The 23931-nt window shown below is 72.3% G+C and carries 26 protein-coding genes and 1 tRNA gene; 14 read left to right on the forward strand and 13 right to left on the reverse strand.

Going from position 1 to position 23931, the window contains the following annotated elements:
• On the forward strand, positions 1-489 hold a 489-nt coding region (locus AB0G14_RS30955), incomplete at its 5' end, for a hypothetical protein (RefSeq protein ID WP_357703499.1).
• A 263-nt stretch (positions 490-752) separates the two neighbouring features.
• Here the strand turns inward: AB0G14_RS30955 and AB0G14_RS30960 are convergent.
• Entirely contained in the window at positions 753-1817 is a 1065-nt protein-coding gene (locus AB0G14_RS30960; protein ID WP_357703501.1) for a hypothetical protein, read from the reverse strand.
• 523 nt (positions 1818-2340) lie between these two features.
• Between AB0G14_RS30960 and AB0G14_RS30965 the strand changes: the two genes are divergently transcribed.
• The 4 genes from AB0G14_RS30965 (at position 2341) to AB0G14_RS30980 (ending at position 5168) form a co-directional block, all read left to right on the forward strand.
• Positions 2341-2832, forward strand: coding sequence for a winged helix-turn-helix domain-containing protein (locus AB0G14_RS30965; RefSeq protein WP_357703504.1), 492 nt, complete (start codon positions 2341-2343; stop codon positions 2830-2832).
• Positions 2796-3416: a transposase gene (locus AB0G14_RS30970; RefSeq protein WP_357703506.1), complete on the forward strand. Its 621-nt coding sequence runs from the start codon at positions 2796-2798 to the stop codon at positions 3414-3416. Before AB0G14_RS30965 ends, AB0G14_RS30970 begins: the two co-directional genes overlap by 37 nt.
• Positions 3417-3746: 330 nt before the next feature.
• Positions 3747-4079 carry a PadR family transcriptional regulator gene (locus AB0G14_RS30975; protein ID WP_357703546.1) on the forward strand — a complete coding sequence of 111 codons (333 nt, stop codon included), beginning with the start codon at positions 3747-3749 and terminating at the stop codon, positions 4077-4079.
• A gap of 141 nt (positions 4080-4220) precedes the next feature.
• Entirely contained in the window at positions 4221-5168 is a 948-nt protein-coding gene (locus AB0G14_RS30980) for a hypothetical protein (RefSeq protein ID WP_357703508.1), read from the forward strand.
• 131 nt (positions 5169-5299) lie between these two features.
• Here AB0G14_RS30980 and AB0G14_RS30985 read toward each other — a convergent pair whose 3' ends face one another.
• The 4 genes from AB0G14_RS30985 to AB0G14_RS31000 all read right to left on the reverse strand — a co-directional run bounded on the left by AB0G14_RS30985 (position 5300) and on the right by AB0G14_RS31000 (position 8033).
• Positions 5300-5986, reverse strand: a complete 687-nt coding sequence (locus AB0G14_RS30985) for a pentapeptide repeat-containing protein (RefSeq protein ID WP_357703510.1) — start codon at positions 5984-5986, stop codon at positions 5300-5302.
• A 174-nt stretch (positions 5987-6160) separates the two neighbouring features.
• Positions 6161-6715, reverse strand: coding sequence for a hypothetical protein (locus AB0G14_RS30990; protein WP_357703513.1), 555 nt, complete (start codon positions 6713-6715; stop codon positions 6161-6163).
• Positions 6716-7288: 573 nt separating this feature from the next.
• Positions 7289-7360: transfer RNA gene (locus AB0G14_RS30995), tRNA-Val, on the reverse strand.
• A 127-nt stretch (positions 7361-7487) separates the two neighbouring features.
• Positions 7488-8033: a TIGR02611 family protein gene (locus AB0G14_RS31000; RefSeq protein WP_357703549.1), complete on the reverse strand. Its 546-nt coding sequence runs from the start codon at positions 8031-8033 to the stop codon at positions 7488-7490.
• 304 nt (positions 8034-8337) lie between these two features.
• Between AB0G14_RS31000 and AB0G14_RS31005 the strand changes: the two genes are divergently transcribed.
• A complete protein-coding gene (locus tag AB0G14_RS31005) occupies positions 8338-8769 on the forward strand; it encodes an SsgA family sporulation/cell division regulator (protein ID WP_007457244.1) in 432 nt (143 codons plus the stop codon).
• Positions 8770-8873: 104 nt separating this feature from the next.
• On the opposite strand, the gene AB0G14_RS31010 is transcribed toward AB0G14_RS31005, so the two are convergent.
• Entirely contained in the window at positions 8874-9650 is a 777-nt protein-coding gene (locus AB0G14_RS31010) for an SDR family oxidoreductase (RefSeq protein ID WP_357703516.1), read from the reverse strand.
• A gap of 195 nt (positions 9651-9845) precedes the next feature.
• Between AB0G14_RS31010 and AB0G14_RS31015 the strand changes: the two genes are divergently transcribed.
• From AB0G14_RS31015 to AB0G14_RS31025, 3 genes are read left to right on the forward strand one after another with little or no spacing between them, the layout of a single operon-like run.
• Positions 9846-10748 carry an AraC family transcriptional regulator gene (locus tag AB0G14_RS31015; RefSeq protein ID WP_357703518.1) on the forward strand — a complete coding sequence of 301 codons (903 nt, stop codon included), beginning with the start codon at positions 9846-9848 and terminating at the stop codon, positions 10746-10748.
• Positions 10749-10755: 7 nt separating this feature from the next.
• Positions 10756-11211, forward strand: a complete 456-nt coding sequence (locus AB0G14_RS31020) for an Rrf2 family transcriptional regulator (RefSeq protein WP_357703520.1) — start codon at positions 10756-10758, stop codon at positions 11209-11211.
• Positions 11211-11723, forward strand: coding sequence for a GNAT family N-acetyltransferase (locus AB0G14_RS31025; protein WP_357703522.1), 513 nt, complete (start codon positions 11211-11213; stop codon positions 11721-11723). Before AB0G14_RS31020 ends, AB0G14_RS31025 begins: the two co-directional genes overlap by 1 nt.
• A gap of 148 nt (positions 11724-11871) precedes the next feature.
• On the opposite strand, the gene AB0G14_RS31030 is transcribed toward AB0G14_RS31025, so the two are convergent.
• From AB0G14_RS31030 to AB0G14_RS31040, 3 genes are all read right to left on the reverse strand, one after another.
• Positions 11872-12444, reverse strand: coding sequence for a flavin reductase family protein (locus AB0G14_RS31030; protein WP_357703524.1), 573 nt, complete (start codon positions 12442-12444; stop codon positions 11872-11874).
• Positions 12441-13262: an ABC transporter ATP-binding protein gene (locus AB0G14_RS31035; RefSeq protein WP_357703527.1), complete on the reverse strand. Its 822-nt coding sequence runs from the start codon at positions 13260-13262 to the stop codon at positions 12441-12443. The genes AB0G14_RS31030 and AB0G14_RS31035 overlap by 4 nt, the downstream gene beginning before the upstream one ends.
• 212 nt (positions 13263-13474) lie before the next feature.
• Complete coding sequence (locus tag AB0G14_RS31040; protein ID WP_357703529.1) at positions 13475-13630, reverse strand: putative leader peptide; 156 nt, start codon at positions 13628-13630, stop codon at positions 13475-13477.
• A gap of 167 nt (positions 13631-13797) precedes the next feature.
• On the opposite strand from AB0G14_RS31040, the gene AB0G14_RS31045 reads away from it, so the two are divergent.
• Positions 13798-13977 (forward strand): DUF4236 domain-containing protein, encoded by a 180-nt coding sequence (locus tag AB0G14_RS31045; RefSeq protein WP_350706667.1) that lies wholly within the window; start codon positions 13798-13800, stop codon positions 13975-13977.
• A 173-nt stretch (positions 13978-14150) separates the two neighbouring features.
• On the opposite strand, the gene AB0G14_RS31050 is transcribed toward AB0G14_RS31045, so the two are convergent.
• Together AB0G14_RS31050 and AB0G14_RS31055 are read right to left on the reverse strand one after the other, a co-directional pair.
• Complete coding sequence (locus tag AB0G14_RS31050; protein WP_357703532.1) at positions 14151-15047, reverse strand: hypothetical protein; 897 nt, start codon at positions 15045-15047, stop codon at positions 14151-14153.
• Positions 15048-15172: 125 nt separating this feature from the next.
• Positions 15173-15694: a VOC family protein gene (locus AB0G14_RS31055; protein ID WP_350706671.1), complete on the reverse strand. Its 522-nt coding sequence runs from the start codon at positions 15692-15694 to the stop codon at positions 15173-15175.
• 50 nt (positions 15695-15744) lie between these two features.
• On the opposite strand from AB0G14_RS31055, the gene AB0G14_RS31060 reads away from it, so the two are divergent.
• Complete coding sequence (locus tag AB0G14_RS31060) at positions 15745-16206, forward strand: MarR family transcriptional regulator (protein WP_357703536.1); 462 nt, start codon at positions 15745-15747, stop codon at positions 16204-16206.
• Between the two features lie 57 nt (positions 16207-16263).
• Entirely contained in the window at positions 16264-17856 is a 1593-nt protein-coding gene (locus AB0G14_RS31065; protein ID WP_357703539.1) for a tetratricopeptide repeat protein, read from the forward strand.
• 94 nt (positions 17857-17950) lie between these two features.
• Here AB0G14_RS31065 and AB0G14_RS31070 read toward each other — a convergent pair whose 3' ends face one another.
• Both AB0G14_RS31070 and AB0G14_RS31075 read right to left on the reverse strand, forming a co-directional pair.
• Positions 17951-19405, reverse strand: a complete 1455-nt coding sequence (locus tag AB0G14_RS31070) for an ATP-binding protein (protein WP_357703551.1) — start codon at positions 19403-19405, stop codon at positions 17951-17953.
• 98 nt (positions 19406-19503) lie between these two features.
• Positions 19504-20160, reverse strand: a complete 657-nt coding sequence (locus AB0G14_RS31075; RefSeq protein WP_357703541.1) for a response regulator transcription factor — start codon at positions 20158-20160, stop codon at positions 19504-19506.
• 95 nt (positions 20161-20255) lie between these two features.
• Here AB0G14_RS31075 and AB0G14_RS31080 point away from each other — a divergent pair, with 95 nt between their 5' ends.
• Both AB0G14_RS31080 and AB0G14_RS31085 read left to right on the forward strand, forming a co-directional pair.
• Positions 20256-21371, forward strand: a complete 1116-nt coding sequence (locus AB0G14_RS31080) for a sigma-E factor regulatory protein RseB domain-containing protein (protein WP_357703543.1) — start codon at positions 20256-20258, stop codon at positions 21369-21371.
• A gap of 262 nt (positions 21372-21633) precedes the next feature.
• Complete coding sequence (locus AB0G14_RS31085; protein ID WP_357703554.1) at positions 21634-23853, forward strand: ATP-binding domain-containing protein; 2220 nt, start codon at positions 21634-21636, stop codon at positions 23851-23853.
• Positions 23854-23931 lie beyond the last annotated feature (78 nt).

Genomic DNA, 23931 nt, shown 5'->3' on the forward strand with positions numbered 1-23931 from the left:
CGCGCACGGCCGCAACATCATGCACGCCCTCACCGAACTCGCCACCGGCCGTCCCTGGCTACCCGCAACCGGAACGACCACCTGATCAGTCACCCCCTCGCTTGCAAGTTCTGGGCGCTCCGTCTGGCGGCGTCCGTCCGTGTCCGCGACCTCGGACGACTGTTCGCGCCCGTCGGCCGGCGGCTGCCCGCGTCCCAGCCCGTTGCTGTCATCGTTGCTGTCGACAGCTGGCCCAACCCGGCCGGGCAGGGCGCCGGCCGCCACTACGGTGTCACCATGTCTCGATTTAGCATGATGGCTCGCGTTGATGACGGACGCGAGGTTGCTGAGGCCGAAGCTTGGATTGCGAGCCACCGGGAGAAGCTGACCTCAGTCTCGCAGGGCGGCTGCGGCTGCTGTGTACGCACCTGGTTGATCGAGGGACCGCGAGAGCTGGTCGACAAAGTCCCGGCAACGCTGAGCGCTTCGACCGACTGGGACCGCGACTGAACCATGCAGTTCACATGAGTGAGGCCGCCGCGCTTGACCCCCAGGCAACTAGCACCGCCACGTGAGCTGCTGCTCTACGGCCCTTGACCTGGAAACACGGTCCGCCATCGTCCATGCTTGTCCGCTGCCGTCCGCGCCGATCGTCACTCAACTAGTCACCCGGCTGCTGGCAGGACCGTCCTTCCGTCCCCGAACGTTCGGCAACGGCAACCTCCTCACAGCGCCCTGGCCAACAAAGCCTGAGCGTCAGTTATCTAAGCACGTTATACGATTCCCGAAGATACTGAACCTTCGTAACTCCTCAATCTTCCAATTGGCCGATAGACAGCAAATGGAACGATCGAGAATCCGGGGTAGCGAGGAAAGTCCGCCATTCCCACTGCTCCCACTTCACGCATCACGTCGTTAATGGTTCTCAACGTTTCAGCGCGACTGATCCTCGACGTTCGCTCGTCAACGAATGATGCGTTCCGTTGAGAATTAACCTCATGGGCAAATGTCCCGATGGTCCCCACGATTGTCCAGTCTTGTGCTTCAGTTCCGTAGCGAGCAAAAAGGATCTCAGCGTCGCTGTCCAAAAACCGACGACCTTCCTGGAGGCGCGCAGTAATGGCGACCCTGGCATCCGCCCCCGCGCTGATGTGCATATGCAGTCCGGGGTTGAACATGCCCCGAGAAATCTGCACAATGGCACGCAAGTGTTCAGCCGTAGTGCTACCGAGGGCCCCGATTTCGGGGTACTCAAGAATAGCGTCCTCTAGCTGGCTACTGTCATCGCCTACTTTCGCCCTTTCCTTGCTTGCGCGCGAACTCCGCTGCTGACTCCCACCTCTTCCCTGTTGTGAAGTTTTCGCTGTTAGGATACTCGGGTCAAACGTCACCAGGCCGTTAACGACGGCGCTGATACCTGCTAGAACTTGAGTCACATACCTAGCATCAAACAGTCGACCGGGCGCGGTAATACGCACAATGGAACCAGGCGGATACGAGCTGCCGAACTGGTCGAATGTCTCCTCGGTAAGTGCGCTCAGGTCGTCCGAAATGTCGGCCAGATAGCCCTGTGAATAGAGTTCGTCCTCCAGCGTTGGAAAGACGGCATCAGCGGCCGACTTGCTGGCGCTCTCCTCTTTGCTCCAGACACCCTCGCGAGTGGCAAATCCCCTTACTCCGATCCCGCCTTTGCCTTCTTTTTTCTGTGTTTCCTTCACCTCCTCGACTACCCCTCCATCCATCTGAGCTACCAACGACTTGACCTTGTCCGTGTCGACATACAGGAATTCACGCAGAATCATGAGGGCCTCCATCGGCTGGGCAGCCGTTGCGTCCATGTCAGGCACCATAGATCATCTATGCCCGTTGGCGCAGCAACCAGCAACCGGCTCGCCATCCCGTCTGCCGTCGACCCGCCTCTTGGGAGCGGGCCGCCGCCCGGCCCGCCACGTCAAGCGGACCTTGACGGCTCGTACGGGCGCTGGCGGGTCGGGCGGTGGTCTGCTCGGCTCGCCCGGGTCGATGGCAGGCGGGATGGCCTACCGCAACCACCCACGGACCGCAACGCGCCGGCGTAGCCCCGGCCATCCTGGAGCCGGAGCGCCCCCGCCGGAGGCGCAGTAACCGCCACCCCGCGACCGCCGCCAGCTCGCCGACGCGGCCGGCGTGCGCTCCCCTACGCCGCGCGGGCTCTTGGCCGCGCGGCCCGGCCGGCTGCCGGCCCACCACCACACCGGTCAACGGCCTGTCGTTCGGCGGCGGCCCTCCGGGCTCCCCGCTTTCCGCGCTACAGATCTTGAATGGTCAGCTTGGTCCACTGTGGTGGCGTGATCCTGCCGATCATGAGTAGTGCCCGGTGGTATGAGGTATCCCGATGGTGGTGGTCTGTCGGCGCGGCGGCGGGCCAAGCGTGAGGCGGTGCGGCGGCAAGCGGCCGGGTGGTTCGCCGAGGGTGTGTCGGTGCCAGAGATCGCGGCGCGGTTGCGGGTGTCGCAGACCGCGGTGTACGGCTGGCGGCAGCAGTGGCGGGCTGGAGGCGAGGACGCCCTTGCGTCGAAAGGGCCCGGTGGGTCGCGGTGTCGCCTGGATGAGCCTCGGCTGCGACGGCTGGCCGAAGCGTTGGATGAGGGGCCGGCCGCGCACGGCTTCGGTGACGATCAACGCTGGACCTTGGCGCGGGTGTCGGACCTGATCGCACGGATGTTCCGCACCCGGTACACGCTGCGCGGCACGTCGTACCTGCTGCACCGCATCGGCTGGTCGGTGCAGGTCCCGAAGCATCGGCCGGTGGAACGCGACGAGGGCGCGGTGATGACGTGGCGGCGGGAGGTGTGGCCGGCGGGAAAACGGTAGCGGCGCAGCGCAGGGCGTGGATCTGCTTCGAGGACGAGGCCGGTCAGACGCTGCGCCCACCCAAGGCACGCACGTGGGGCCGACGCGGCATCACGCCGGTCGTGCCGGTGTCCGGCAAGGGCTCCGGCCGGGTCTCGATCGCGGGTCTGACCTGCTACAAGCCCGGCCGGCGGCCCCGGTTGATCTACCGCACCATCACCCACCGGGGTCGTAAGGGTGAGCGGCGCAGCTTCGCCGAGACCGACTACATCGCCCTGCTGGATGCCGCACACCAGCAGCTCGGCGGCCCGATCGTGCTGGTCTGGGACAACCTCAACACCCACACCAGCGCAGCGATGCGCCAGTTGATCGCCGGCCGGGACTGGCTGACCGTGATCCGGTTGCCCGCCTACGCCCCGGACCTCAATCCCACCGAGGGCGTGTGGTCACACCTCAAGCGCAGCATCGGCAACCTCGCCGTCACCGGCGTCGACCATCTCCTCGCGATCATCAAGAACCGGCTCAAGCGCATCCAGTACCGCCCCGACCTACTCGACAGCTTCCTCGCCCATACCGGCCTGACCCTCGAACCCGGCTCAACCTAACCTTTCAGGATCTGGTAGCCGCCGGGCATCAGGCGTGACGGCCGCAGAGCGACAGCGGCAGCGGCCGGCGCGCGCCCAGGCGGCGGCGCGTGCGGCCCGCCAAGGGCCGCCTTGAATAGATGCACAGAAAGTCCTCCCAGACCGCCGGCAGCCGACCTGTCGTAGTCCCTCTGTTGCGTTACATGTTGGCTCCGCTTGATGGGTTACATGATCCCCCGGCTCGCTGGCTACGGGCTGTTGTGGCGTGCGACCGCCAGATTCCGAACCCTGGCGGTCGCACCCTGGAAGCTTCCCGACTATATCGATCATCTGTATATTGCGGCTGTGACCATGAGGGAACCCACCTTCTTGATCCTGGCAGCGCTGGCCGGGCCACCCCTGCACGGCTATGGCGTGATGCGGCAGGTGGCGGAGCTGTCCGGCGGCCGGGTGAAGCTGAGCGCCGGCACCTTGTACGCAGCATTGGACCGGTTGACCGCTGAGGGGCTGATCGCGGTTGATCGTGAGGATGCGGTCGACGGTCGGGTGCGGCGCTACTACGGGCTCACGGAACGCGGGGGTGCTGCCCTGCGGCAGGAGGCTGCCCGGTTACGTCGTAACTCCGAGGTTGCTGTGGAGCGTCTGGCCGGGTGGGCACCGCTGCCAGGTCTGCTTCCCTCTTGATACGCCTCGTCCAGTCGTTTCACGAACCGGTAAGGAAGTCGGATGTCAGAACAGAGCGACCGGGCGAGGCTCGCATGCCATTACCGCAGGTTGTTGCTGACCTACCCGCGGTCCTACAGGCGCCGGCACGGTGCCGAGCTGGTGACCACCTTGCTGGACGCCGCTCCGGCCGACCGGGTCCGGCCCAGCCGTGCGGAGGTCCTGGACCTGCTCACCGGTGGAATCCGCTTCCGGTTCCGGGTGTGGGGAGCGGCCGGGATTCTTGCCGCGATCTCCGCCGCCACGTTCGCGGCAGTGGCCCTGGGGGCGTTCGGCAGCTATCTGGGCTGGCAGACCGCGCCACCCCTGCCGAGCAACGCCGAGGTGCTGCAGATGGTCCAGCCGGTCTTGCCGCCAGAGGCGTCGGCGCAGCCACAGCGCTGGGACTTCATCTTCGACAACAACCCGGAGTACAGCGATCCCCGATGGACCTACGTGGTGGGCGGCACCGACGAGTATCGGGCGGGGAAGGTCTTCTTCCAGTTCACCTACCTCCACAACAAACCCCCGCAGCAGGTCGTAGAGGCAGCGGACGAACGGATGCGGGCGGCTGGATGGCTTCCGGCGGCCAAGCAGACGTCCGGTTGCTGCCCTGAGACTGCGCTTCACCGGGACGGGTGGCTGGTGGAGGTCTTCTCAGAGGGCTACCTCGACGAGTCCCACTACGGGCTGCAGATCGCCGTCGCCCGCACCACACCCGCCGTCGTACTGCCGTTGACCACAGCCGGTCTACTTGCCGGCGGTCTTGCAGGCTGGCTGCTGGCGGCATGGGTGTTCCGGCGCGTCCAAGAATCCACCCCGGCGCGGCGAACCCTCACCGTCGTCGTCTGCGGCGCAGGTCTCCTCGCCCTCTTCCCCGCCACGGCACTGAGCGCCGTGACCCTGGTTGCCAGCTACTTCACACCCGATCATCCGGCCGAACCTGCCTGGATCGGGTACACGTTCATCCTCTTCCGGCCGCTGGCCTACCTCGGTGCGGCTGCCTTCGTCAGCGGGCTACCAATAACCGCGTTGCCTTCCCCCACTCGCCGAGGCCCACTGATCAACTGACCCAGCCAGGCCGGCCGCAGCAGTCGCTTGCTGCCAGACGGAAACCACACGCCGGGTCTGCTGCATCGACCGACGATCATGGACCGCTGACTTGTTGCTGACGGACGGCGCTGAGCCGGCACCGCAGGTGATCACTCTTCCTCGGCATCCTCGATGCGGATCCCCAGCGCGCCGGCCAGGGTGTACGACAAGGCAACAAGATCTTGATGGGCGACGACCGCGCCGCCCATGCTCGTCACCCCACCGATCCCGACGAGGACGCAGTTCGCGAACCGAGTCCCCTCCATCGTCGCCTGCGAGAACTGCGCGCCAGTCAGATCACAGTTCGTGAACCGGACACCGCTCAGGTCCGCGTTCTGGAAGTCCGCCCGGGTCAGGTTGCACCCCTCGAACACCACGCTGGAGAAGTCCGTAAAGCGGAACGACGACAGGTCAAGCCGGCACTCCGAGATCGTCACATCCCGTAACGCCCCGTTGATCCAATGCACGCCCGTCATCCGCAAGGTCGACAGCCGTGCGCGGATCATCGATGATTTCTCCGCCCGCAGATTTGCCAGGTTCGTGCTCTCGAACAGGCAGTCCGTGAACGCTGCCCCGTCGAGCTGCGTACCGCTCAGGTCCGAGCCTTTGAACCGGCACTGCTCGAACTCCACGCCATCCGCCGACCGCCCCGACAAGTCAAGGTCAAAGAAACCTAGCCGTCGGAACGTGGCCTCATTCTCAAGATCGTGGTCCTCGGTGGCTAGTTCCAACGACGACGGCGGCCTAGGTTTCACAGGCGCCCGCCATCGACCACCACGACCCGCCCGGACAGCCATCCGCAAAGACTAGCGGAGGCGGCCATGCTGACGGCCAAGGCGATCCATGGCGTCCCGCGACCTTGACCCGCAGTGCCACAGCCGCTCACCTGCACAAACAGTCCCCCCGTCGTCCGGGGACGTCCCGCCACTCGGGTCGCAAACGGCCCTGGCCACGGGGACGCGTAGGGCCATTCAGGATCCGGTCGTCTGGAATCTGCGGAGCGCAGCTTCGGCGAGCTGGGTGAGGTATTTGTTGCCGCCAGGTTTGTTGCCCTGCTCCTGGACGACCACCAAAGTGGTTCCGATCCGGACGAGTATGCTGTCGCATTCCAGCGTGCCAGAACCGGACGTCGAGCTGCAGCTGACGTGGACACTGTCATCGCCCAACTGCGGCCCTGGTGCCACTGCGAAGCGGTACCTGTCGCCGATGCCAAGGCCGGACGACACGACGATGGTGGGACAACGGCCGATGAAGGTTCGCAGGTCGGCCATTGCTCGTTGTGCACCGTCATCTGCGTAGGTCCTGAGGACTTCGTTTCCCACCCAGAGGTCATCGGGATCCGCGTCATAGCTTAGGGTGGCTGCGGCCATCGCTGACGGAGTCCCGGTTAGCCGCGTGGCCGACAGCAGCGGGATCATGCTGTCCGAGCAGGACACGCCGACGCCTGAGGGTTGATCTCCAGCATCGGTCGGCATGGCTGTCGCGATCTCCACGGTGAATCCGGGCGGCACCGAGTCCGTGGTCACCAAGCGTGCGGACAGCGTCGCGGAGTAGCCGGATCCGCCGGTCGCCGGAACTGTTGGGAAAGATGGCTTCGTGGCTGTGGCCGAGCCCGTCGCCTGCGCCGTGGAGGGGATCGTCTCGCCCGCTGGTCGATCTGCTGTGTGAGCCGTTGAGAAACCGCACGCGGTCACCAAGCAGACGGCCACCACAGCGACTGGCCTACGTAGCACCATCCTGAGCACCGGGCAGACTCCACCTCTTGCGCGAGACGCGTCAGGCTACCAGCGCGCGACTTCAGCCGTCGCACCCTAAACCGCGTGTGCCTCGCAGGTCGCCGCCAATCGATCATCGCTAGTTGGGCCGACACTGGGCCGGACGATCTCGACCCGACTCGGCGCTTCCTCGCCGACAGCGAGGCAGGAGAAGTCATCCCGGCGGCAGGGGTGATCTACAACCAGGTATCGACCAAGGCGACCAGAGACGCCCTCAAACGCCTCGGTGACTCACCTCGGCCACTGACGCCGTTGCTGTACTTCACTGCTGTACGGCAGCAGAAAGGCCACCTCCCGTTTCCGGGAAGTGGCCTTTGACCTGCGTGGGCGATACTGGGATCGAACCAGTGACCTCTTCGGTGTGAACGAAGCGCTCTCCCGCTGAGCTAATCGCCCTCAGCGCCGATGACTCTACCTGATCGAGGGACCGGACCGGAAATCCGGGGTCCGCGCGTCGCCGGGGTCTCGACCGCCGCCCCACCACCCCCCTGCCACGGCACGTCGGGGTCGCCGCCGCGGCACGTCAGTTCGTCGCGAGGTAGTGCAGGGCCTCGGCGATCACGTCGATACCGAAGCTGTACTTGAGCGACAGCCAGACCACCGTGCCGACGAAGACCAGGCCGACGGTGCCGAGCACGAAGCGTACGGCCAGCGACTGGTCCTTCACCCACTGCGTCCAGTTGTGCACGTGTCGGCGGGTGAAGCCGAGCAGCCGGCGAGCCCAGTGGAACTCGACGGCCCAGATGCCGAGGCCGGCGATCACCAGCAGCCAGCCCGGCCCGGGCAGCGGGATGAGGGCGATGCCGATGGTCACCACCAGTGCGCCGGCGATGGCGATGAAGATCTTGAGGGCGACCCGGCCGGTCGGGTTGGCCCGGATCAGGTCGAGGGTGGTGGCCAGCCGCTGCCGCCAGCGCGGACGGCGCCGCCGCTCGGCCAGCGCGGTTCCGTTGGCGCCACCCCGGTCGACCGGCGTCCGACCTGACCGGCCCTGCTGCTCCATCGGCACCCCGTACCCCCGCTTTTCGGCTGCCCGGACCGCGACTTTCGGCCCGCCCGGCGCGGCCATCGGATCCACTGAGGATCGTTTCGTGACCATTTCCTCCCCCAGTGTGGCGCGCGCCCGTCACTGCAACGGTCGACTGGACGTTACCGGAGTAAGTCGACGACTGAACCACCCGATGCCGGGCGGGATCACGCACTGGGCAGAACCGGAAAACCCTACATGAATCCTCACATTCACGCGGACTTTCCGACCCCCTTCCCACCACTGGGTGAAGTCAGCGTATGGCGGAGCGTAGCCAGGAGTAGCACCTGAGTATGGGAAAAGCGGGACACGCGCGTTCCGCAGCGGTGCCGGGGGGAGATCGTCCATGAGTGTCATCCGACCGACGACCGTAGAGGTCGAGACGTCGCTAAGGCTCGTCGCACCTGACGCCACGGCCTTGCCGGTGCGTGCCAGTCTGCGTTACGACCCTGCTGATCCGTATGCGGTCCATGTCCTGTTCCACGCCGAATCGGCCGGTGGCGAGGCGGTCAGTTGGTCCTTCGCCCGGGAGCTGCTGGTCACCGGCCTCGACGAGCCGGCCGGCATCGGCGACGTGCGGGTCTGGCCCTGGGCCACCCCGCGCGGGGACTTCGTCGCCCTGGCGCTGTCGTCGCCCGACGGCAACGCCCTCTTCGAGGTGCCGCGCAGCGTCCTGGTGCGCTTCCTGCGGCGAACCTACGTCGTCGTCCCGCGCGGCCGCGAGGCCGAGCACCTGGACGTCGACACCGCGGTGAACCGGCTGCTCGCCGGCCGCTGAGAAACCGGCAAGACGGGCCATCCGGGGCCGCGCGGATCTGCCGAGTCCGCGCGGCTCCGGCCCACCAGGGGGTACGCGGGCAGACCTCCCGCCCAGGGCCGGGCTCAGCCGTGCGTGGTGATGCCGCCGTCGACCGGGATCACCGCGCCCGTGAGGTACGCCCCGGCGCGGGACGACAGGTAGATCGCGGTGCCGGCCATGTCCTCGGGCCGGCCGATCCGCCCGAGCGGCACCTGCCCCTCGATGGCGGCCCGGGACGCGGGGTCGTCCAGCGCGAACGCCATCATCTTGCTCTCGAACGGCCCCGGCGCGATCGCGTTGACCGTGATCTGCTCGCCGGCGAGCTGGTGGGCGAGGCTGCGGGTGAGCATGTGCACGGCGGCCTTGGTCGCCGAGTACGCGTACACCTCCATGAACGGCACCCGGATGCCGTCGACGGAGCCGATGTTGATCACGCGGGCCGGGTCGTCGGGGCTGGCGGACGCCCGCAGCGCGGGCAGCAGCGCGGTGGTGAGCCGGAAGACCGCCTTGACGTTGACGGCCCAGAGCTTGTCGAACGCGCTCTCCGGGTACGCCTCCAGCGGCGCGCCCCAGGTCGCGCCCGCGTTGTTGACCAGCACGTCGAGCCGGTCGACGCGCTCCCGGACGGCGGCGGCGAGGCCCTCGGCGCCCGCGTCGCGGCCGAGGTCGGCGGGGATGGCCTCGCAGCGCCCCTCGGCGGAGAGTTCCTTGGCCACGGCCTCGCACACGTCAGCCTTGCGGGACGAGATGATCACGTGCGCGCCGGCCCGGACGAAGCCCTGGGCGATCATCAGGCCGATCCCCCGCGAGCCGCCGGTGACCAGGACCGTCTTGCCGTCAACCGAGAACAGATCCGTCATGCCCATCCCATCGCGAGTCGGCCGGGACCGCCGGGGGTGAACGCGGCCGGCCCGGCCGGTGCGACCGGCTGCGGGCGTGCCGCGACCGGACGGCGCTACCGCTCGGTAACGTAGCCCGCCCCCGACAGCCCGGACAACCCCCGCCCGCCCTCTTCGGGATGCGATGATCGTCGCCCCGGGCTACCGTCGCAGGCGATGGTCTCTTCCGGTCAGCTCTCCCCCGCGCCGCCCGACACGCCTGCCACCGCCCCAGCCGAGATCGACACGCTCACCCTGGGTGACCTCGCGTCCGGCCCGGGTTGGCGGCGTCCGGTGCTGCTGGACCGGGACCTGCTCATCCTGACCGCCGGCGGACACGGCACCGCCGAGCTGGACTTCCGCGCGCTGCCCTGCCGGCCCGGCACGCTGCTGCGGGTGCGCGCCGGTCAGGTGCTGCGCTGCGCCGGCCCGCACCTCGACGCCACGGTGGTGCGCTGGGACGCCGACGCGCTGCGCGGGCTGGACGTCGACCCGGACGCCGTCCCGGCCTGGCTCCAGCTCGCCGGCGAGGACGAGGACGCGGTGATCACCGAGGTGAGCCAGCTCGCGGTGGACTGCCAGCGGCACGACGGGCTGGCCGCCGCCCGCAGCCTGCTCCGCCACCAGCTCGCCGTGCTGCTGCTCCGGCTGTCCCTGCTGCCCGACGGCCCCCGTCCGGTGCCGCGGGCGGAGGCCGCCACCTTCCATCGGCTGTGCCGGGAGATCGAGCGCGGCTACCAGCACACCCGCCGGGTCGAGGACTACGCCGACCGGTTGGGCTGCTCGGTGCGGACGCTCACCCGGGCCTGCCTGGCGGTGACCGGGCGCAGCGCCAAGCAGGTGGTCGACGAGCGGGTGGCCCTCCAGGCGAGCCGGCTGCTGGCCGCCACCGACGAGCCGGTCGCCCAGATCGGGCGCCGGCTGGGCTTCTCCGAGCCGACGAACTTCGGGCGGTTCTTCACCCGCGAGGTCGGGATGAGCCCGGGCGCGTTCCGGGCCGCCCGTGAGCAGCCGGCGCCCGGTCCGGTCGTCCGGCCCCGTCCGCCCGCCGACGCGTTCGGTGGGCTCCGCCGGGCATGATGACGGGGTGCAGATCTCCGCGCGCGGCGACTACGCGGTACGGGCGGCGCTGAGCCTCGCCACCGCGTACCCCAGATTGCTTTCCACCCAGGCCATCGCGGCGGAGCAGGGCATGCCGCGCAAGTTCCTGGAGGCGGTGCTGGCCGACCTGCGGCGGGCCGGCGTCGTCCGGGCGCAGCGCGGCGCGGAGGGCGGCTACACGCTGGCCCGGCCGCCGCGGGAGGTGACCGTCGGCGCGGTGCTGCGCGCGGTGGAGGGTCCGCTGGCCGGGGTCCGCGGCCTGCGCCCGGAGGAGACCAGCTACGAGGGCGCGGCGGAGAACCTGCCCGGGCTCTGGGTGGCGGTGCGGGCGGCCGTGCGACGGGTGGTCGACGAGGTGAGCCTCGCGGAGATAATCAGTGGCCGGCTGCCCGCCCACGTGCGTAGGTTGACCGCTTTGCCCGACGCCTGGGAGCCGCGCTGATGCCCACCCCCACCCTGCACACCGACCGGCTGCTGCTGGAGCCCTACGGGCCCGACGACGCCGAGGACTTCGTCGCTCTCTTCACCGACCCGGAGGTGGGCCGGTTCATGGGCGACGGCCCGATGACGGCCGAGGCGGCCGGCGCCCTGTTCGGGCGGGTCTTCACCAAGGTCTACGCGGCCGACCTCTTCGACGTCTGGGCGGTCCGCCGCGAGGGCCGGTACGTCGGGCACGCCGAGATCAAGCGGACCGACCAGGTCGACGGCCACGAGCTCGTCTACGCGCTGGCGAAGCCGGCCTGGGGCGCCGGCCTCGGCACCGAGCTGGCCCGGGCCCTGGTCCGGTACGGCTTCGACACCCTCGACCTGCCCCGGGTGTACGCGACGGTCGCCGACGCCAACCACGCCTCGCTGGCGCTGCTGGGCAAGCTCGGCTTCGTCCACGAGCGCGACATCGCCGAGGACGACGGCAGCGTCACCCGCGTCCTCGCCGTCGGCCGCGCCCACGCCTGAGACACCCGGTGGCCTCGCGGGGTCAGCCGGTGGTCACCACCAACAGCAGGTCCTGGGCGGCTCGGTGCAGCACGAGCGGCTCCCCGCCGGGCGGTCGCGCGGCGGACGCCCACTCGTCCGCCGGCCGCGCCCGACGCCGCCGAGCCGGTCACGCCGGCGCCGCCGTGACCGCGCCGGTGTAGCCGCCGCGGTGGTAGAGCAGCGGGTCGCCGTCCTCGCCGCCGCCGAGGGCGAGCGGCTCGGCGACGAAGAGGGTGTGGTCGCCGGCCGGCAGCCGGTGCACGATCCGGCAGAGCAGCCGGGCCAGCACTCCGGTCAGCAGCGGCACCCCGAACGGCCCCGGCGTCCAGTGCGGGTACGCGGCGAACCGGTCCACCCCGCTGGTGGCGAAGACCCGGGCGGCCTCCCGCTGCCCGGCGCCGAGCAGGTGCACGGCGACGTGCTCGGCCCGGGCGAACACCGGCCAGCTCGACGAGGCGACGCCGAGGCAGAACGAGACCAGCGGCGGGTCCAGCGAGACCGAGGTGAACGACGTGGCGGTGAACCCGACCCGGACGGGCTCGCCGAGGCCGCCGAGGCAGGCCGGCTCGACGGTGCCCGGGGCGACGGCGGTGACCACCGTGACCGTCGCGGCCTGCCGGCGCAGCAGCGCCCGGTACAGGTCCCGGTCCACCGGCAGCAGGTCGGCGTCGTCCGCCCGGGGACGCTCGACGGTGGTCACGCCGGCACCAGGGCCGGGGCGGCCTGCGCGGCGCGGACCTCGTCGCGCAGCAGCGTCCAGACCTGGTGGCGGTGGTGGCGGAAGGCGTCGGAGGAGCGGACGTCCGCCACGGCGTCGCGGTCACCGAGGTCGATGTCGACGACCTGCTTGATCCGGCCCGGCCGCGAGGTCAGCACCGCGACCCGCCGGCCCAGGCGGACCGCCTCGTCGATGCCGTGCGTGACGAACACGACCGTCTTGCCGGTGCGCTCCCAGATCCGCACCAGCTCGTCCTGCAACGAGTCGCGGGTCTGCGCGTCGAGGGCGGCGAACGGCTCGTCCATCAGCAGGACGTCCGGGTCGTACGCGAGGCTGCGGGCGATGGCCACCCGCTGCTTCATGCCGCCGGAGAGCTCGTGCGGGTAGCGGTCGGCGAACCCGGTGAGCCCCACCAGTCCCAGGTGGTGCGCGACCAGGTCGGCGCGTTCGGCCCGGGCCACGCCCTTGGCCTCAAGTCCGAACGCGACGTTGCCGGCGGCGGTGCGCCAGGGCAGCAGCGCGTACTGCTGGGAGACGATCCCCCGGTCCAAGCCGGGCCCGGTGACCGGCCGGCCGTCGACCAGCACCTGCCCGCCGGTGGGCCGGGACAGCCCACCGAGCAGGTCGAGCAGGGTGGACTTGCCGCAGCCGCTGGGCCCGACGACGACGAGGAACTCGCCGGGGCGTACGCCGAGGGTGACCTCGTCCAGCGCGGTGACCGCGCCGGGGGACGCACGCCGGCCGGCGCGGGCCGGGAAGGTCTTCGTCACCCGGTCGAAGAGGATCTTGTCGGTGCTCATGCCAGCACCCGGCTGACGGCGGTGACGGAGGCCGCGGCGAGGGCACGCGGACGGGTACGACGGGGTGAGTCCATGGGGGTCTCCTGATCTGTCCACGGTGCGGTGGAGGAAAGCCCGACGAGGGGCTGGGAGGCACGCGCGCCGCTCCGCGTCGAGCGGACGGGCGGGCGAAGGTGCGGCGACGGAGCCAGGCCGGGGTGGTGCCGGTCAGCTCAACAGAGCGCGCTCGCGTGCCGGACCAGGTCGACGTGCACGCGAGCGGTGAGGAGAAGCTCGTCCCGCTGCGACATGACCTCATGTTGCCGGCGGGCGCACCGGCCGGTCAACGTCCTTCCAGAAGATGAGATCGGGGTCGCCGTGTTCGTCATCTCCCCATCCGCACCAGGGTTCACCGACCCGTAACACCTATCTGATGGATAGGGATTGCCGGCGCTGCGGGCACCGTCCACGACAGACCGGGACGGTTTCGGAAATCGGCGCTCCGGGCATGTTCGGTTCCGTCAGGGCAGGGAAGGGAATCGAAGGGAGCCCCGCGATGGGTCTGATGTTCCGCAAGCGCAAGAAGTACGGCCCGATCATCCTGAACTTCACCGAGAACGGCTTCTCGTCCTGGAGCATCAAGATCGGTCGCTGGTCCTGGAACTCCCGGGCCAGGGCGCACCGGGTCGACCTGCCGGGCCCGCTGTCCTGGAAGCAGGACAAGTCCCGGGCGTGACGTCCCGAGGTCGAGCGGGGTGCCGGTGGTCTCCACCGGCACCCCGCTCGGCGTTCGGGCCGCCACCGCCCGAGGGGTGGCGCCGTCGCGCAGGAGCCGCGCCGTCGCTCAGGTGTGGCGCCGGCGCGTAGGGGTTCGGCGTGAACGGGCCGGCCGCGAAGCCGTCGACGCGGTCAGGGAGTCGACCGCGCGTCCCGGCCGGTGACGACCACGTCGCCGCCGAACCGGCCGTGCTCCGGGTCGCGGGTCACCTCCCCCGCCCCGAGCAGCCCGGTCAGCGCCCGGACGGCGTCTGCCGAGCGGTAGACGGTCGCGGTCAGGGCGTACCGGCGCAGTTCGGTGACCGTACGCGGGCCGGAGCGGGCCAGCTCGGCCAGCAGTTCCCGGCGCAGCGGCCCGGGCTCGGGGGCCAGCGCGATGTCGAGCAGCCGGCCGGCCGGGTCGGCCGGGTCGCGGTAGCGGACCCCGGCGAACTCGTCGACCGCCCAGAGCGCCTCCTTGAACGCCTCCAGGCTCTTGTCCGAGCCGGTCGCGAAGGCGAGCAGCCGCGCGGGCCCGCCGTCGGCGGGCACCAGCTCCACCTCGGTCGCCAGCGCGAAGCCGGCGTCGGCGAGGGCGCCCCGGGCGGGCGCGCCGGGCGCGGTGGCGAGCAGCACCTCGGCCGGCCTGCCGGCCGCTGCGGCGGTCAGCACGGCCGGGTCGGCGGGCCCGTCCACGTACGACAGCAGGGGCCCGCCGGTCGCGCCGGCCGCCTTGAGCGCCACCGGCAGCCGGGCGGTCCCGCCGGGCATCAGGTGCACGGTGGCCTCGGCCGGCAGGTCCGCCTCCACCGCGCCGAGCCGGGCCGGCAGTTCCTCGGTGCCGGCGGCGAGCACGAGCACGGTGAGCTGGCGGCCCCGCAGCCGGTCGGCGTACTCGGCGACCACCCGCAGGGCGGCCTCGGCGGAGTCGGCGTCGCCGTCGTCGTACGCCAGGGCGACGGTGACCCGGCGGGCGCGGTGCAGCGCCCCCGGCAGCCAGGTCTCCAGGTGTCGGACGAGCAGCTCGCGCAGGACGGCGTCGGTCGGCATGCTGCCGTTCTACCGCACGTAGCCCGGGCCGGACGCCGCTCCCCCGGGCCGGACGGTTCGACGCCCGGGCCGGAGGGCGGCGTCGCCCGGGGCCGGCCGGGCAGGGATCCGCCGGGACGGCCGGCTCAGGCCGGGACGGAGACGCCCACCCCGCCGCGGGTCTGGCCGCCGTAGCGCCGCCGCTCGGCGGCCAGGTCGAGCCGGCCGATCCGCTTGCGGGCGGCCAGGGCGGCGTCGTCGAGCCGGTCGGCGGGCACCAGCCAGACGACCTCGAACTCCAGGCCGTCCGGGTCCTGCCCGTAGAGGCTCTTGGTGGTGCCGTGGTCGGAGGTGCCGACGAGGGCGCCGGCGGCCGCGAGCCGCTCGGCGGTGACGGCCAGCTCGTCGAGGGTGTCGACCTCCCAGGCCAGGTGGTAGAGCCCGACGGTGCCGCGGCCGGCGGCGGAGCGGCGCGCGCCCTGGCCGACCTCGAACAGGCCGAGGTCGTGGTCGTTGGTGGAGCCGGGGGCCTGGAGGAAGGCGGCGCCCCGGAAGCCGTCCGGGGTCATCGGGATCTGCCGGAAGCCCAGCACGTCGCGGTAGAAGGCGACGCTGCGGGCGAGGTCACTGACGTAGAGCACGGCGTGGTTGAGGCGGTGGATTCCCATGTCACCGACGCTAGCGCGATTTGGTTGAACATTCAACTACCTGGCGTATGATGGTGGTCATGACCCGCTGGCTGGACCCGGACGAGCAGCGCACCTGGCGTGCGTTCCTGACCGCCTCCCGCGCGCTGATGGAGACGCTCGACCGCGAGCTGCAACACGACGCCGGGATGCCGCACGCCTACTACGAGATTCTGGTCCGGCTCTCCGAGGCGCCGGAGCGGCGGCTGCGGATGAGCGACCTCGCCGAGGCGAGCGGCTCCTCCCGCAGCCGGCTCTCGCACGCCGTGGCCCGGCTGGAGGCGGCCGGCTGGGTCCGCCGCGAGGAGTGCCCCTCCGACCGGCGCGGCCAGATCGCCGTCCTCACCGACGAGGGCTTCGCGACCCTCGCCGCCGCCGCGCCCGGCCACGTCGAGGGGGTACGCCGGCACCTGTTCGACGCGCTGAGCCCCGCCCAGGTGGACCAGTTGCGCCGGATCAGCGAGGCGCTCGTCGACCACCTGACCGGATCCTGACCAATCCACTGCGGTCCGGGTCTTGTACTTACCGTCGTCGGGTGAGCACGATGGGGCGTGCCTTCCGGCTTCGGGGAACTGACTGACCAGGCGCACCACCTGGTGTCCACCGGCGACCTCGCCGGCGCCCAGCGGCTGCTCGCCGACGCGCTGACCGACGCCGACCCGCGCCCGGCCAACGCCACGCCCGAGCTGGCCGAGGCCGCCAGCCTCCAGGCCCGCGTGCTGGTCGCCCTCGGCGAACCGCACTCCGCCCGGGGCTGGGCCGCCTTCGCGTACGCGGCCACGAACAGGCTGCACGGGCGCTCCGACCAGCGCACCGTGGCCGCCGCGGCCACCCTGGCGGCGGTGCTGCACCGGGTCGGGAGCTGGTCCCGCGCCGCCCGGCTCTACCAGGAAGTGATCATCGAGCTGACCGCCCTGGACGGCCCGGAGTCACTGCGGGTGCTCGCCGCCCACGCCGACCTGGCGACGGTGGAGTACGCGCGCGGCCAGTGCCAGGTGGCCCGCGACCGGCTCCAGGACGCCTGGGAGCTGCACCGCGAGGTCTACGGCGACGGGCACCCCAGCGGCATCAAGATGCTGGCGCGGCTCGGGGCGATGCAGCGCGACTGCGGGCAGTTCGCCGAGGCGCACGACAACCTGGCGCTGGCCCGGGAGCTCTGCCGGCAGCACCTTCCGGCCGACGATCCGCTGGCGGCGCAGGTGGCGGCGCTGGCCCGGGCGGCGGCCAATCCGGACCACGTCTGCGCCGACACCGCCCCCGTCGGGCGGGACGCCCCGATCGTGCCGGCCGCGCGCACCCCGCCCCCCGGTGACGCGTCGACGGCGTACCACCCCTCGCAGCCGGGCTACCGACCGGCCGGGCCGGACCCGTACGACCCGGCCTCGTACGAGCCGGACCCGTACGAGTCGAGCGCCGGGCAGCCGCATCCGGTGCCGACGCCCCGCCAGCCGGCGGAGGACCCGCCGCGGGGCTGGTGGCCCCCGGAGCCCGACGCCGGGGACCGGCCCGCCGACAGCGCCGTGCCGCCGTCAGTCGTACCGCTGGCCGGCGGCGCCGCCGAGGAGGCCGACGGGGTGCACCGGGTCCGCCCACACGGCGCGCCCGAGGAGCCGTACCAGCCGTACGAGCCGTCGCGGCTGCTGCCGGTGCCTGTGCACCGCGCGCCGACCGGGCGGGACAACCGGCTGCTGCCCCTCGTCGTGGGCGGCGTCGCGGTGGTGCTGCTCGGCACGGCGGCCGTGATCGCCGGAGTGGCGGGGATGGACGGCGACGACGACCCGGCGCCCCCGGCCGCGACCGGCGCGCCCGCCTCGACCCCGGCCGGCACCGGCCCGTCGGCTGCCGGCCCGACGGCGGGGGCGGTCGCCTCCCCCGGCACCCCGCCGGGCGCCGTCACCCTGCGCGACAACCGCGACAACGTCGCGTTGCGCTGGACGTACCCGGCCGGCGGCGAGGGCCCGGTGGTCATCTCGGGCGGCCGGGCCGGCCAGGCCCAGACGGCGTTCGCCAACCTGCCCGCCGGCACCACCGACTTCGTCGTCTACGGGCTGAACCGCAGCACCGACTACTGCTTCACCGTCGCCGTCGTGTGGTCCACCGACACGATCGCGCGGGCGCAGGAAGTCTGCACCCGCCGCCGCTGACCGCATCGGCAAGACCCGGGCGGCGGCCCGGTCACCCTGGCCGCGTCCCTGGAGCCGCCGTCGACGCGGCGCGAGGCGACGGGCGCGCGTCCCCTCAGGGCCGCTCCGGGTCGGGCAGGGCCGGCAGCAGCAGGCGCACCCGCAGCCCCGGCCCGCCGTCGCCGCCGGGCCGGGCGTCGGTCAGCTCGATCCGGCCGCCGGCCCGGCGGACCAGCTCGCGCACGATGGCCAGGCCGAGCCCGGCGCCCCCGTCGTCGCGCGCCCGCGCGTCGTCGAGCCGGGTGAACCGGCCGAACACCCGTTCCCGGTCCGCGGCCGGGATCCCGGGCCCGTCGTCGGTCACCGTCACCAGGTGGTACGCCGCCGCGCCGCCCCCCGCGCCGGCGGACCGGGCTCCGCCGCTCCCACCGTCGACGGACCGCCCGCCGCCGCCCGGGCCGGAGGTGAACGGGGCCGGGGCGTCCCCGGGGCCGGCCGGCCGGGCCGCGAGCACCACCTCGCCCCGGGCGTGCCGCACCGCGTTGTCGACCAGGTTGGCCAGGACCCGGCGCAGCTCGTCGGGGTCGCCCTCGGTCCACAGCGGCGCCGCCGGCGCGTCGAGGTGCACCGGCGGCGACGGGTACCGGCCGGCCACCGACGCGAGCAGCGCGCCCAGGTCGACCGGGCCGGTGGCCCGCGCCGGCGGGCGCTCGTCGAGGCGGGCCAGCAGCAGCAGGTCGTCGACGAGCCGGCCGAGCCGCTCGGTGTCGGCGAGCAGGTTCGCCGACACGGCGGTCCAGTCCGTCCGGTCGGCCAGCCGCCGGGCCACCTCCAGCTCCGTACGGATGTTGGCCAACGGGCTGCGCAGCTCGTGGGCGGCGTCGGCGACGAAGGCCCGTTGCCGGTCCCGGGCCGACTCCAGCCGGCCCAGCATCCCGTTGAGGGTGACCGCCAGCCGGTGGATCTCGTCCTGCGAGGCCGGTACGGGCAGCCGCCCGCCCCCGTTGCGCCCGGTGATCTCCTCGGCGCCCCGGCGCAGCGTCTCCACCGGGCGCAGGGTGGCCCCGACCACCCGCCAGGCGACGGCGGCGAGCACGGCCACCAGCAGCGGGAAGCTCACCAGCAGGATGGTCCGGACGACGTGCCCGCTGTGCCGCGCGTCCGCCAGCGAGCGGGCCACCAGGACGGTGAGCGGGTCGGCGGCGGAGCCGGCCGGCACGGCCACCACACGGACCGGCCCGGCCAGGTCGATCCGCTCCCCCGACACCGTCAGCCGCTGCCGCGCGCCGGCGTCGATCCGGTCGGGCGGGACCATCGGCACGAGCCGGTCGGCGTCGATCGAGGCGGCCCGCACCCGTCCCTGCGCGTCGACCACCTGCACCCGGACCTGTCCCCCGGCCACCGGCAGGGGGTCGGGCAGGGCGTCCTCGGCCGCCAACAGCGCCACGGCGTCGGCGGTCCGGAACGCCTCGGTGTCGACGGCGCGTTGCAGCGACCAGCCGAGTACGCCGAGCAGGACCAGCCCGCCGACGGCCAGTCCCAGCGAGACGCCCAGCACCCCGACCACCATCAGCCGCCCCCGCAGCCCGAGCCCGGCACGCAGCCGCCGCGTTAGCAAGGGCCCCTTCCTATACCGGAGGCGATAGGAAGGGGCCCTTCCTTCGCCCGTCACGTGGCGAGCCGGTAGCCGGCGCCCCGGACCGTCTCCAGCCGTTCACGGCCGATCTTGCGCCGCAGGTAGCCGACGTAGACCTCGACGGCGTTGGGCGCGGTCTCGTCGCTGGCGTCCCAGACATGGTCCAGCAGCTCGGTCTTGGAGACCACCTCGCCGGGGCGGCGCATCAGGTAGTCCAGCAGCGCGAACTCGCGGGCGGTCAGCGCGACCTCGGCGTCGGCCCGGGTCACCCGCCGCCGGGCCGGGTCGAGCCGCAGGTCGCCGACCGCGAGCACCGTGGGGCGTTCGGGCGCGCCGCGGCGCAGCAGGGCCCGCAGCCGGGCCAGCAGCACGACGTACGAGAAGGGCTTGGTGAGGTAGTCGTCGGCACCGCAGTCCAGCCCGTCGGCCTGGTCGTACTCGCCGTCCTTGGCCGAGAGCATGAGAACCGGCAGCCAGCGCTCCTCGGCGCGCAGCCGGCGGACCACCTCGTAGCCGGAGAGGCCGGGCAGCATCACGTCGAGGATCATCGCGTCGTAGCCGCCGTGCCGCGCCGCGTCGAGCCCCGCCGGGCCCGTCGCCGCCACGTCCACCGCGAACCCCTCGGCCTGCAGCCCCCGTTGCAGGGCGGACGCCAGCCGGGACTCGTCCTCCACCACCAGCACCCGCACGCAGTCAAGGGTGCCACCCCCGCACGGGTGGCCGTACCGCCGTCCTCAGCACCCTCACAGGGTCGAACGGGCAGGATGTCATCAGGAGGTGTCACATGTCCGTCCTGAAGAGCCGTCCCGTCCTGCGGTGGCTGGTCCCGGCGACCGCCGTCGTGACCGTCATCGGCGGCGGCGCCGCACTCGGCACGTTCGCCGCCCAGGCCGAGCCGAGCCTGCCGCCGCGCACCGCTGCCCAACTCCTGGTCGACCTGCAGACCTCCCGGCTGGAGGGGCTCTCCGGCACGGTCGTGCAGCGCGCCGACCTGGGCCTGCCGCCGCTGGCCGGGCTGGTCGGCGGCGACAACCTGACCGGTCTGCTGACCGGCACGCACACGCTGCGCGTCTGGCACTCCGGCCCGGACCGGCAGCGGATCGCCCTGCTGGACACCCTCGGCGAGCGGGACGTCATCCGCAACGGTCGGGACGTGTGGACCTGGGACAGCCGGGCCAACGCCGCCACCCACCGCACCCTGCCTGAGGGCGAGGGCGAGGCCGCCGCCCCGGAGCTGCCGGCCACGCCGCAGGACGCGGCCGACCGGGCCCTCGCCGCGATCGACCCGAGCACCGAGGTGAGCGTCGGCCGGTCCGCCACGGTCGCCGGGCGGGACGCGTACGAGCTGGTGCTCGCGCCGCGCGACGCCGCCTCGCTGGTGCACCAGGTGCGCATCGCCATCGACGCGCGCGAGCAGGTGCCGCTGCGCTTCGAGGTCTTCGCCGACGGCAGCGACCGGCCGGCCTTCGAGATGGCCTTCACCGAGGTGTCGTACGCCCGGCCGGACGCCGACCAGTTCGCCTTCAACCCGCCGCCCGGGGTGAAGGTGACCGAGGAGACGGTCGGGGAACGCCCGGCCGTCACGCGCAAGGACCGGGCGGGCGCCGGCGAGCGGCCGGACATGCGTACGGTCGGCGAGGGCTGGGGCACGGTCGTGGTCGCGCGGCTCGACGGCGCCGGCGCGCCCGGCGGCCCGGCCAAGGCCCCCGCGGCGGGCGCCGGCCGCGAGCCGGCCGGCGAGGCGGCGGCGCTGCTCGGCGCGCTGCCCGCGGTCAGCGGCGACTGGGGCAGCGGGCGGCTGCTCACCGGGAAGCTGTTCAGCGTGCTGCTCACCGACGACGGCCGGGTGATCGCCGGGGCGGTGACCCCGGAGCGGCTCTACGAGGTGGCGAAGGGCTGAGCGGAGTCGAGCGATCGGGGGTCCGCCACACGGCGGGCCCCCGACTCGTCTGTGGAGCGCCGCATGACGTGGCCCGGCGCGCTTGGTCCGGACGGCCGGTGCGCGGTATCTTTCTCAGTTGGCACAACAAAAAGGAACGGCTCTCAAAAGCCGTTCCGAGAGAAATACTAACCAATTGGGAGACGGCTTGTCAAGGCATTCCGCCGATTCCGCTGAATTGCAGTCCGACGACGAGATCGGCCGCGAACAGGAATACGTCTCGATGCTCTACCGTCGGCTGGACGGGCTGCGTGAGCAGGCGTCCCGCCGGCTGACCGAGGAGCTGCGGGCGACCGGCGGCACCCTGCAGGCCCGTTCCCAGCGCGACAGCGCGGTGCGGATGTACGCCGATCAGGTCGAGCAGTTCGCCGCGGTGGAGAACGGCCTCTGCTTCGGCCGCCTCGACACCGACGAGGGCGGCCCCCACTACATCGGCCGGATCGGCATCTTCGACACCAGCGGCGACTACGACCCGCTGCTGATGGACTGGCGCGCCCCGGCGGCCCGCGCCTTCTACCTCGCCACCGCCGCGAACCCGCAGGGGGTGCGCCGCCGCCGGCACCTGCGCACCCGGGAGCGCAAGGTGACCGCGCTCAACGACGAGGTACTGGACCTCGCCACCGCCTCCCCCACCGCGCACGAGGAGCTGACCGGCGAGGCGTCGCTGCTCGCCGCGCTCAACGCCGGCCGGACCGGCCGGATGCGCGACATCGTGGAGACCATCCAGGCCGAGCAGGACCGGATCATCCGGGCCGACCTGCCGGGCGTACTCGTGGTGCAGGGCGGCCCGGGCACCGGCAAGACGGCGGTGGCGCTGCACCGCGCGGCTTACCTGCTCTACACCCACCGGCAGCAGCTCTCCACCCGTGGCGTGCTGCTGGTCGGCCCGAACGCCACGTTCCTGCGCTACATCTCGCAGGTGCTGCCGGCGCTGGCCGAGACGGGCGTGCTGCTGCGGACGCAGGGCGACCTGTTCCCCGGCGTCAGCGCCCGGCGCACCGAGCCCGCCGAGACCGCCGCACTGAAGGGCCGGGCGGTGATGGCCGACGTGCTGGCCGCCGCCGTGCGGAACCGGCAGTGGGTGCCCGACGAGCCGCTGGAGATCGAGCTGCCGCAGCAGGAGGTGCTCCGGCTCGACCCGGAGACCGTTCGCGCCGCCCGGGACCGGGCCCGCCGCTCCGGCCGCCCACACAACCTGGCCCGGGCCCTCTTCGACGTCGAGATCGTCCACGCGCTCGCGGCCCAGGTCGCCGAGCGGATCGGCGCGGACCCACTGGGCGGGGAGAACCTGCTGGAGGAGGCCGACGTCGCCGAGATCCGCCGCGAGCTGCGCGAGGAGCCCGAGGTGCGGGCCGCCCTGGACCTGCTCTGGCCGGTGCTCACCCCGCAGCGCCTGCTCGCCGACCTGTACGCCGACACCGAGCGGATCGCCGCCGCCGCGCCCGTGCTCACCGACGCCGAGCGCGCCCTGCTGCACCGCGAGGCGGGCGGCTGGACGCCGGCCGACGTGCCGCTGTTGGACGAGGCGGCCGAGCTGCTCGGCGAGGACGAGCGGGCCGCCGCCGCGCGCCGGGAGCGGATCCGGGCCATGCAGCGGGAGTACGCCGAGGGCGTGCTGGAGATCGCCCGGGGCTCCCGGTCGATCGACGTGGAGGACGAGGCCGACGGCGGCGAGATCCTCGGCGTGACCGACCTGATCGACGCCGACCGCCTGCTGGAGCGGCAGGAGGAGGCGGAACGGCTGACCACCGCCCAGCGGGCCGCGGCCGACCGGAGCTGGGCGTTCGGGCACGTGATCGTCGACGAGGCGCAGGAGCTGTCGCCGATGGCGTGGCGGTTGCTGATGCGCCGCTGCCCGAGCCGCTCGATGACCATCGTCGGGGACGTGGCGCAGACGGGCGCGCTGGCCGGCACGCCGTCCTGGGCCGACGCGCTGGAGCCGTACGTGGCGCAGCGCTGGCGGCTGGAGGAGCTGACCGTCAGCTACCGCACCCCGGCCGAGATCATGGCCGTCGCCGCCGACGTGCTCGCCGAGATCGACCCGGCGCTGCGCCCGCCCCGCTCCGTACGCTCCGGCGGGGTGCCGCCGTGGGACCGCGCGGTGGCGCCGGAGCGGCTGGCGGCGGAGGTGGTCGACGCCACGACCCGGGAGGCGGCCGGCCTCGACGACGGCCGGCTCGGGGTGATCGTGCCGGCCGGCCGGGTCGACGAGCTGGGCGCCGCGGTCACCGCCGCCCTGCCCGAAGCGGCCGTGGGCGAGCACCCGGAGCTGGAGAACCGGGTGGTGGTACTCACCGTCGCCCAGGCCAAGGGCCTCGAATTCGACTCGGTCCTCCTGGTCGACCCCGACCGCATCGTGGCCGAGTCACCGCGCGGCCACAGTGACCTCTACGTCGCCCTCACCCGCGCCACCCAACGCCTCGGCATCCTCCGCCCGGCCTGATCCTTTCGGGCATGTCGTGGTGGGGGGGGGGGGGGGGGCGGGGCGGGGGGGGGCGCCCCCGGCCCGCCCCCCCCCCCG

Origin of the sequence: Micromonospora sp. NPDC023814 (assembly GCF_040639595.1) — a bacterium.
In the GTDB taxonomy this organism is placed as follows: domain Bacteria; phylum Actinomycetota; class Actinomycetes; order Mycobacteriales; family Micromonosporaceae; genus Micromonospora.

What these genes read in the sequence shown, in the direction of transcription:
- AB0G14_RS30960 (WP_357703501.1), bottom strand. Translation starts at nt 1,817, where the DNA reads ATGGACGCAACGGCTGCCCAGCCGATGGAGGCCCTCATGATTCTGCGT.
- AB0G14_RS30965 (WP_357703504.1), top strand. Translation starts at nt 2,341, where the DNA reads ATGAGGTATCCCGATGGTGGTGGTCTGTCGGCGCGGCGGCGGGCCAAG.
- AB0G14_RS30975 (WP_357703546.1), top strand. Translation starts at nt 3,747, where the DNA reads ATGAGGGAACCCACCTTCTTGATCCTGGCAGCGCTGGCCGGGCCACCC.
- AB0G14_RS30985 (WP_357703510.1), bottom strand. Translation starts at nt 5,986, where the DNA reads ATGGCTGTCCGGGCGGGTCGTGGTGGTCGATGGCGGGCGCCTGTGAAA.
- AB0G14_RS31000 (WP_357703549.1), bottom strand. Translation starts at nt 8,033, where the DNA reads ATGGCCGCGCCGGGCGGGCCGAAAGTCGCGGTCCGGGCAGCCGAAAAG.
- AB0G14_RS31005 (WP_007457244.1), top strand. Translation starts at nt 8,338, where the DNA reads ATGAGTGTCATCCGACCGACGACCGTAGAGGTCGAGACGTCGCTAAGG.
- AB0G14_RS31010 (WP_357703516.1), bottom strand. Translation starts at nt 9,650, where the DNA reads ATGACGGATCTGTTCTCGGTTGACGGCAAGACGGTCCTGGTCACCGGC.
- AB0G14_RS31015 (WP_357703518.1), top strand. Translation starts at nt 9,846, where the DNA reads ATGGTCTCTTCCGGTCAGCTCTCCCCCGCGCCGCCCGACACGCCTGCC.
- AB0G14_RS31025 (WP_357703522.1), top strand. Translation starts at nt 11,211, where the DNA reads ATGCCCACCCCCACCCTGCACACCGACCGGCTGCTGCTGGAGCCCTAC.
- AB0G14_RS31035 (WP_357703527.1), bottom strand. Translation starts at nt 13,262, where the DNA reads ATGAGCACCGACAAGATCCTCTTCGACCGGGTGACGAAGACCTTCCCG.
- AB0G14_RS31040 (WP_357703529.1), bottom strand. Translation starts at nt 13,630, where the DNA reads ATGACGAACACGGCGACCCCGATCTCATCTTCTGGAAGGACGTTGACC.
- AB0G14_RS31045 (WP_350706667.1), top strand. Translation starts at nt 13,798, where the DNA reads ATGGGTCTGATGTTCCGCAAGCGCAAGAAGTACGGCCCGATCATCCTG.
- AB0G14_RS31050 (WP_357703532.1), bottom strand. Translation starts at nt 15,047, where the DNA reads ATGCCGACCGACGCCGTCCTGCGCGAGCTGCTCGTCCGACACCTGGAG.
- AB0G14_RS31055 (WP_350706671.1), bottom strand. Translation starts at nt 15,694, where the DNA reads ATGGGAATCCACCGCCTCAACCACGCCGTGCTCTACGTCAGTGACCTC.
- AB0G14_RS31060 (WP_357703536.1), top strand. Translation starts at nt 15,745, where the DNA reads ATGGTGGTCATGACCCGCTGGCTGGACCCGGACGAGCAGCGCACCTGG.
- AB0G14_RS31070 (WP_357703551.1), bottom strand. Translation starts at nt 19,405, where the DNA reads ATGGTGGTCGGGGTGCTGGGCGTCTCGCTGGGACTGGCCGTCGGCGGG.
- AB0G14_RS31080 (WP_357703543.1), top strand. Translation starts at nt 20,256, where the DNA reads ATGTCCGTCCTGAAGAGCCGTCCCGTCCTGCGGTGGCTGGTCCCGGCG.
- AB0G14_RS31085 (WP_357703554.1), top strand. Translation starts at nt 21,634, where the DNA reads ATGCTCTACCGTCGGCTGGACGGGCTGCGTGAGCAGGCGTCCCGCCGG.